Consider the following 680-nt stretch of genomic DNA (forward strand, 5'->3'; position numbering starts at 1 on the left):
TTGCCACGATAGTCGCGGTATCTTCTGTAACTGTTGTGCTCACGACATCAATCACAGGCGCATCGTTCACTTCCGTAACGTTCACTGTGATAGTTTGTGTGCTAGTTGCCCCATCGTTATCTGTTACTGAAACTGAAATAGAGTCTTCACCGACGAAGTTGGCATCTGGTGTGTAAGTAATATTGCCGTTCGCGTCTAATACGGCCGTACCGTTGGTCGCGGTAATAGTATTCGCATCAATCGTCCCATCCACATCGCTTGCTGTCGCCACGATAGTCGCGGTATCTTCTGTAACCGTTGTGCTCACGACATCAATCACAGGCGCATCGTTCACTTCCGTGACGTTCACTGTGATCGTTTGAGTGCTAGTTGCCCCGTCGTTATCGGTCACAGAGACTGAAATAGAGTCTTCACCGACGAAGTTGGCATCTGGTGTGTAAGTAATGTTGCCGTTCGCGTCTAATACGGCCGTACCGTTGGTCGCAGTAATAGTATTCGCATCAATCGTCCCATCAACATCGCTTGCTGTCGCCACGATAGTCGCGGTATCTTCTGTAACTGTTGTGCTCACGACATCAATCACAGGCGCATCGTTCACTTCCGTGACGCTTACTGTGATCGTTTGTGTGCTAGTTGCCCCATCGTTATCGGTCACCGAGACTGAAATCGAATCTTCACCG

1 protein-coding gene is annotated in these 680 nt (G+C 49.4%); it reads right to left on the reverse strand.

Features of this window, described 5'->3' with window-relative positions; translation table 11 throughout:
- Positions 1-680: tandem-95 repeat protein (locus tag E2R67_RS16445; RefSeq protein ID WP_134292018.1), on the reverse strand; the 680-nt coding region annotated here is incomplete at both ends.

The organism is Psychromonas algicola (assembly GCF_004378355.1).
Lineage (GTDB): Bacteria > Pseudomonadota > Gammaproteobacteria > Enterobacterales > Psychromonadaceae > Psychromonas.